The organism is Nocardiopsis suaedae (genome assembly GCF_027706745.1).
Taxonomy (GTDB): domain Bacteria; phylum Actinomycetota; class Actinomycetes; order Streptosporangiales; family Streptosporangiaceae; genus Nocardiopsis_A; species Nocardiopsis_A suaedae.
In genome coordinates this window covers 1-7,343 of the sequence record NZ_JAQFWP010000119.1, presented here as the reverse complement: position 1 = coordinate 7,343, position 7,343 = coordinate 1, and the positions used below count along the sequence as shown (strand labels likewise).

4 protein-coding genes are annotated in these 7,343 nt (G+C 74.3%); all 4 read right to left on the bottom strand.

The genetic code is table 11. The annotated features are described in order from the left end of the window. Window positions 1-46: 46 nt before the first annotated feature. The 4 genes from O4U47_RS30810 to O4U47_RS30795 all read right to left on the bottom strand — a co-directional run bounded on the left by O4U47_RS30810 (window position 47) and on the right by O4U47_RS30795 (window position 6,926). Complete coding sequence (locus O4U47_RS30810; RefSeq protein ID WP_270681523.1) at window positions 47-2,197, bottom strand: acetate--CoA ligase family protein; 2,151 nt, start codon at window positions 2,195-2,197, stop codon at window positions 47-49. A 3-nt stretch (window positions 2,198-2,200) separates the two neighbouring features. Continuing rightward, the gene (frc, locus tag O4U47_RS30805) at window positions 2,201-3,430 is read right to left on the bottom strand and encodes a formyl-CoA transferase (protein WP_270681522.1); all 1,230 of its coding nucleotides are present in this window, start codon (window positions 3,428-3,430) and stop codon (window positions 2,201-2,203) included. Between the two features lie 25 nt (window positions 3,431-3,455). Further along, a complete protein-coding gene (locus tag O4U47_RS30800; RefSeq protein ID WP_270681521.1) occupies window positions 3,456-5,144 on the bottom strand; it encodes a thiamine pyrophosphate-binding protein in 1,689 nt (562 codons plus the stop codon). Between the two features lie 360 nt (window positions 5,145-5,504). Then, on the bottom strand, window positions 5,505-6,926 hold the full coding sequence (locus O4U47_RS30795; protein WP_270681520.1) for an MFS transporter: 1,422 nt from the start codon (window positions 6,924-6,926) through the stop codon (window positions 5,505-5,507). Window positions 6,927-7,343 lie beyond the last annotated feature (417 nt).

Here is a 7,343-nt window from a genome sequence, read left to right as displayed (position 1 = left end):
CCGCCCGCGCCCCGGCCGGGCGGCCCCCGCCCGGCCGGGGCCCGGGTCAGAGCAGCCCGGCGGCCCGTGCCCACCGGTACTTGGCGCCCAGCACCTGGACCGGCATCTCGGTGGTGTAGGGGTAGGCGGCCACCCCGTGCTCGAACAGGCGGGCGCAGGCCGCCTCGACCTCGGTGTCGCCGGACAGCGAGGCCACGACCGGCTTGTCGATGCCCTCGGCCCGCGCGCTCTGCACGACGTCGGCCACCAGCTCGGCGAAGACCATGGGCGGGGTGACGATGGTGTGCCAGTAGCCCAGCACCAGCGCGTGCACCCGCGGGTCCTCCAGGCCCAGGCGGATCGTCTTCTCATACGTGGACGGCGGCTCCCCGCCGGTGATGTCCACCGGGTTCCCGGCCGCACCGAACGGCGGGATGAACGCCCGGAACGCCTCGTCCAGGTCGGGCGGGATCTCGTACAGCGACATCCCGTTGTCCACGACCGCGTCGGACAGCAGCACGCCCGACCCGCCCGCACCGGTGATGATCACGATGTTCTCGCCCTGGGGCGCCGGCAGCACCGGAAGCGCCCTGCCGTACTCCAGCAGCTCCCGCAGGCCCGGCGCGCGCACCACGCCCGCCTGCCGCAGGATGTCGTCGTAGACCTTGTCGTCCCCGGCGAGCGCCCCGGTGTGCGACCCGGCCGCCTTCGCGCCGGCCGACGTGCGCCCGGCCTTGAGCACCACCACCGGCTTGCGCGGCACCACCTCGCGCGCGGCCTCGACGAACGCCCGGCCGTCCTTGAGGTCCTCCAGGTGCATCGCCACCGCACGGGTGTTGTCGTCGGAGCCGAAGAACGTCAGCAGGTCGTCCTCGTCGATGTCGGCCTTGTTGCCCACGCCCACGATCGCCGACACCCCGGTCCCGGTGCTGCGGCTGAAGCCCAGGATGGCCATGCCGATGCCGCCGGACTGCGAGGTCAGCGCCGTCCCCCCGGCCACGTCGTAGGGGGTGCAGAAGGTCGCCGAGAGCTTCTCGGGCGTGTAGTAGTACCCGTAGATGTTGGGGCCCAGCAGCCGCACCCCGTGCCGCCGCGCGACCGCCAGGGCCTCGTCCTGCAGGTCCTGGCGGCCGGTCTCGGCGAAACCGGAGGGGATCAGCACCGCGCCCGCCGCGCCCTTGGCGCCGACCTCCTCCAGCGCCCCGGCCACGAACTGGGCCGGGATGGCGAACACCGCGACGTCGATCCCGCCGGGGATGTCGCCCACCGAGGCGTAGGCCCGCAGCCCGTAGACCTCGTCGGCCTTCGGGTTGACCGGGTACACCTCGCCCGCGAAGCCCCCGTCGACGATGTTGCGCATCACCGAGTTGCCGATCTTCCCGGCCTCGTTGGAGGCGCCCACCACCGCGATCGAACGGGGGCGGAACACCCGCTCCATCGCCGACTGGATCTCCTCACGGCCGTAGCGCGGCGGCGGCTCCGGCGGGTCGAAGTCGAGCACGAAGCGCACGTCCGCCGCCATCGCCCCGGACGCCGAGGCGAACACCGGGTTCAGGTCGGCCTCGGCGATCTCCGGGAAGTCGGTCACCAGCTCGGACAGGCTGACCAGCAGGTCGGCCAGGGCCTCGCGGTCCACCGCCTCGCCGCCGCGCACACCGTCCAGGACCTCGGCGGCGCGCAGCGAGCCGATCTGCTCCAGCGCGTCGGCGCGGGACAGCGGCGCCAGCCGGAACGCGGCGTCCTTGAGGACTTCGACGAGGATCCCGCCCAGGCCGAACACCGCGATCTTGCCGAACGTGGGATCGGTGGCGGCGCCGATCAGCACCTCGGTCCCGGAGGGCACCATGCGCTGGATCTGCACGCCGTCGATGCGCGCCTCCGGGTCGTACCGGCGCGCGGCGGCGATGATGCGCTCGTAGGCCTCCTGCACCGCCCGCGGGGAGTCCAGGCCCACCGCGACGCCTCCGGCGTCGGTCTTGTGCAGGATGTCCGGCGAGACGATCTTGGCGACCACGGGCAGGCCCAGCTCGACGGCCCGGGCGACCGCCTCGTCGGCGGAGGCCGCCAGCGCCTCGCCGGGGACCGGGATCCCGTAGGCGTCGGCCAGCGCCTTGCCCTCGGGGGCGGTGAGCGCGGTGCGGCCCTCGGCGCGCGCCCGGTCCAGCACCGCGCGCACGGCGTCGCGGTCCGGCTCCGGGGAGGAAGGGGAGGGGGACATCGGTCAGATCACTCCGTTCGATGCGAGGTCGGCGATCTCCTCTTCGGACAGGCCCAGCTCGCCGCCGTAGACGTCGGCGTTGTGCTCGCCCAGCAGCGGGGACCGGGCCACGTCGGCCGGCGAGTCCGAGAGCCGGATGGGCAGGCCCACCGTGGTGTAGCCGCCGCGCTCCGGGTGCTCGACATCGGTGACGATGCCGTTGGAGCGCAGGGTGGGGTCCTCGATGATCTCCTTGGTGGACAGGATCGGCCCGCAGGGGATGCCGCGCTCGGTGAGCTTGTCCAGCACCTCCCACTTGGGCAGGCCCGAGGACCACTCCTCGATGATCCCGAAGGCCTTGTCCAGCTTGTCCAGCCGCGCCTCGGGGGTGGCCCACTCGGGGTCCTCGGCCAGCTCCGGGCGCCCGGCCAGCTCGGCCAGGTGCGCCCAGCCCTGCGGCTGGATGATGACGTACACGTAGTCGTTGGGGCCGCCGGGGGCGGTGCGCACCGCCCAGCCCGGCTGGCCGCCGCCCGAGGCGTTGCCCGAGCGCGGCACCTCGTCGCCGAACTCGGAGTTGGGGTACTCCTTGAGCGGCCCGTGCCCGAGGCGCTGCTGGTCGCGCAGCTTGACGCGGCACAGGTTGAGCACCGCGTCCTGCATGGCCACCTCGACCCGCTGGCCCCGGCCGGTGGAGGTGCGCTGGTACAGGGCGGCCAGGATCCCGGCGACGGTGTGCATGCCGGTGCCCGAGTCGCCGATCTGCGCGCCGGTGGCCAGCGGCGGGCCGGAGTCGAACCCGGTCGTGCTCATCGACCCGCCCATCGCCTGGGCGATGACCTCGTAGGCCTTGAAGTCGGCGTAGGCGCCGGGGCCGAACCCCTTGATCGAGGCGTAGACCAGGCCCGGGTTGGCCTCCTGCAGGGCCTCCCAGGTGAAGCCCATGCGGTCGAGCGCGCCCGGGGCGAAGTTCTCCACCAGGACGTCGCTGCGCTCGACCAGGTCGAGGAAGAGCCGCTTGCCCTCCTCGGACTTGGTGTTGAGGGTGATGCTCCGCTTGTTGCCGTTGAGCATCGTGAAGTACAGGCTGTCCACGTCGGGCAGGTCCCGGAGCTGGCGGCGGGTGATGTCGCCGGAGGGCGCCTCCAGCTTCAGCACGTCCGCGCCGAGCCATGCCAGGATCTGCGTCGCCGAGGGGCCCGACTGCACGTGCGTCATGTCGAGGACGCGGACCCCGTCGAGTGCCTTGTTCATGGCCGAGTCTCCCTTCGGGGCCGGATCACTTGTACATGGTCTGGTTCATCGTTCCGGGGGCGTAGACCTCCGGGTCGATCCAGACGTTGATGAGCGACGGCTTGCCGGACTCGCGGGCGCGCTGCAGCGCCGGGCCGATCTCGGCCGGGTCGTGGACCTCCTCGCCGTAGCCGCCGAGCATCTTGGCGAACTCCGAGTAGCGCACGTCGCCCAGGGTGTTGCCGATCTCGCCGCGGTCGGCGCCGTACTTGGCGATCTGGCCGTAGCGGATCTGGTTCATCGAGGAGTTGTTGCCGACGATGCCCACGAAGGGCAGGTCGAAGCGGACCATGGTCTCGAAGTCCCAGCCGGTGAGGCTGAACGCGCCGTCGCCGAAGAGGGTGACGACCTCCTTGTCGGGGCGGGCGTACTTGGTGGCCATCGCGAACGGCACGCCCACGCCGAGAGTGCCCAGGGGGCCGGGGTCGAGCCAGTGCCCGGGGGCCTTGGGCTGGATCACCTGCCCGGAGAAGGTGACGATGTCGCCGCCGTCGCCGATGTAGATCGAGTCCTCGGTGAGGAAGTCGTTGATCTCCGATACCAGCCGGTAGGGGTGGATGGGGGAGGCGTCGGAGGTGAACAGCCCGGCGCGCTCGTTGCGGGTCTTGGCCTCGACGGACCGCAGCTCCTCCAGCCACGGCTTGCGCCCCTGGGCGCCGGTGTCGCTGAAGCCCGAGGCGGCCTGCAGCACCGCCGCGAGGACGGTGTCGGGGTCGCCGACGATGCCCAGGTCGATGTCGCGGTTCTTGCCGACCGTCGTGTAGGACAGGTCGATCTGCACCACGGTCGCGTCGTGCGAGAGGCGCTTGCCGTAGCCCATCCGGAAGTCGAACGGGGTGCCGACGATGATGATGAGGTCGGACTCGCGGAAGGCGTGCCGGCGCGAGAGCTGGAAGTGGTGCGGGTCGCCGGGCGGGAGGGTGCCGCGCCCGGCGCCGTTCATGAAGGCGGGCACGTTGAGCGTGCGTACCAGGTCGGCGGCGGTGTCGGTGGCCCGGGAGGTCCACACCTGCCCGCCCAGCAGGATGCTGGGGCGCTCGGAGCGCACGAGCAGCTCGGCGAGGCGCTCGACGGCCTCGGGGTCGCCCGCCTGCCGTGCCGAGGCGCGGTAGTGCCCGGCCTTGGGGATGCGGGCGCTTTCGACCGGGACGCTCGCGTCCAGGATGTCGCGCGGGATCTCCAGGAAGGACGGGCCGGGGGCGCCGTTGTGCGCCTCGCGGAAGGCCATGGAGACCATGTCGGCGACGCGTTCGGTGTGCGGCACGGTCGCGGCGAACTTGGAGATCGGCGCGATCATGTCGACGTGGGGGAGGTCCTGCAGGGAGCCCATCTTGTGCTGGCTGAGGGCGCCCTGGCCGCCGATGACCAGCATGGGGCTCTCGGCGCGGTAGGCGTTGGCGATGCCGGTGACGGCGTCGGTGGTGCCGGGGCCGGCGGTGACCACGGCGCATCCGGGGCGGCCGGTGACCCGTGCGTACCCGTCGGCGGCGTGCGCGGCGACCTGCTCGTGGCGGACGTCGATGACGTCGATGCCCTCGTCGGCGCAGCCGTCGTAGATGTCGATGATGTGTCCGCCGCAAAGGGTGAAGACCACCTCCACGCCCTCGGATTTGAGGGCCTTGGCCACCAGGTGGCCGCCGGAGATCGAGGTCTGCGCGCCGGTGTCGTTGCTCATGGAGGGATGCGCTCCTCACTCATCGGTGCCGGACGGAGCGTCCGAATACTGCATACAGTATGTGCTTCTTTGCTACATCAGCCCGCGCCCGCTGTCCAGGACCCAGAACCGAACGATCTCGATCACGGAGCGATCGCGGAGCGAACGGCCGCCCGGGGCGCATGCCCTGGGGGTGTATGCCGGAGCGCACGCCGAGCGGGCGGCCCCGGGGCCCAGGGGCGGGGATGCGCCGCGCCCCCCGGCAGGGGAGGAGGCCCAGGAGAGGGGCGGGGCGGGCGTACGGCGGCGCCGGGCCCCACCGGTCAGGGGGCGCGGTGGCGGCGCCCGGGCGCCTATGCGTCGGGTCGGGCACGCACCCCGTCACGGCAGGGGGTCGGCGGGCGGGCCGATCGCACTCGTCCGGGGGATCGTCTTCGTCAGGACGGGGCGGCGGAGCCGGGAGGCCGTCCCCGCGGCCACGGCAGCGGCGGCACCGGCCGCCGCGAGCCCGAACGCCGCCGCATCGCCCGCGCCCGGCCCCCACGCGATGAGCGCGGCGGCGCCGCCGACGCCCAGCAGGCCGCCCACCCCCTTCGCGCTGTAGACCAGGCCGTGGATGCGCGTGGACCCCCGGACGCCGAAGAAGTCCTCGGCCAGCGCGCGCGTGAGCGGGTAGCAGGCGCCGGCCCCGAGGCCCGCCGGGACGGCGAAGAGGACCAGCGCTCCGGGGGAACCGGCGGCCACCGCGCCGACCATGCCCAGGTGGGCCACGGCCCCGCAGGCGAGCGTCGCGGACAGGACGCGGCGCCGGTCGCCGTACTCGCCCCAGTGGCCCGCGGCGACGCGCCCCAGGCCGCTCGCGGCGACGAGCGCGCCCATCGCGGCCGCGACGGCGGTCGGCGTGAACCCGGAACCGGACAGGAGCCACGGCAGGGCGGCCAGGTCGAAGAGCGCCGCGGCCCCGGCGCCCGCGACCACGACGTGCAGGGCGGGCAGGGCGCCGCTGCGCCAGGCCTCGGCGGGGGAGTGGTCGCGGCAGGCGGCCGGTCCCGACCTGGGGCGCAGCGCCCACCGGCGGGGGTCGGTCCGCGGCGGCCACCAGTCCGCGGGCGGGGCGTGCAGGCGGCGCCCGCAGGCGACGCCGACCGCCGCGACGACGGCGGCGAGCACACCGCAGGCCGCGGGGAGTGACGCCGGTGCCAGGGCGGTCGGCGCCGCGACCGCGACGGGGACCGTTCCCAGGGCGAAGGCGCCGCCGGTGAAGGCGGTGTGCCAGGTGGGGCGCTCGGGGTACCAGGCGGCGGCGAGGTGGACGCAGGAGTGGTAGACGAGCCCGGCCCCGGCGCCGCCGAGCACGCCGTAGCCGAGCACGGCCCACCCGAGCCCGGGGGCGGAGCCGAGGGTGAACAGCGCCAGCGCGCTGAGCAGCGACCCGAGGGGGACGGCGGCGCGCGGCGGGAGCAGGCCCGACTCGCGCAGCCGGGCGGCGGGGGCGGCGGACCCGGCCTGGACGAGCGCCCAGACGGCGAACGGGAGCAGGGCGGCGCCGGGCGGCCAGCCGTGCGCGGCGGCGACGGCGGGGAGGGCGGCGCCGTAGCCGTACTGGAGCACGCCGACGGCGGCCAGGGCGGCCGCGGCCAGGCCGAGCAGCCGCGACCGCTCGCACCCGGCGAGCTCGACCGCGGTCGGCCCGACCCGGTACCGCCGCCCGGACCAGTCGCGGTACACCCCGTCCGGCGGCGGCGCGTAGGGCGAGGGCAGGTATCCGTCCCGGACGGCGGACGGTGAACGTGCGGTGTCCATGGGTCACCTCCTAGAATGCATACAGTATGCATTGCTTCGGTGGTGGCGCCTAGCCCAGCGAGGGCCTTTCGTGCGAGAGGAGGCGACGGGCGGGCGGGGCGCGGGGTGGAGGGCGGCGACGACGCAGGTCAGCGGCCCTATCGGTAGCGCTGTCGGCCGCCGGGTGTGTGCGTGGTCGCGGCGATGGGCGGCGACGGCGGGACCAGCCGGTGCCCCACTCACGGGCCCCGGCCGTCCGCCGGGCCATGGGAGTGCCAGGTGGATGGCGGCAACGGCGGAAGCGGGGCGGTCCCCCGGGCTTGCTTGCCGGGCGGCGGGTTCCTCACGGCGCGGGGGGGGCGGGCGGCTCGGCTGGTTCCCCACTGACGGGCCCCGGCCGGGCGGCGGGTGGTCGGGGCGCAGGGTGGCGGGCGGCGA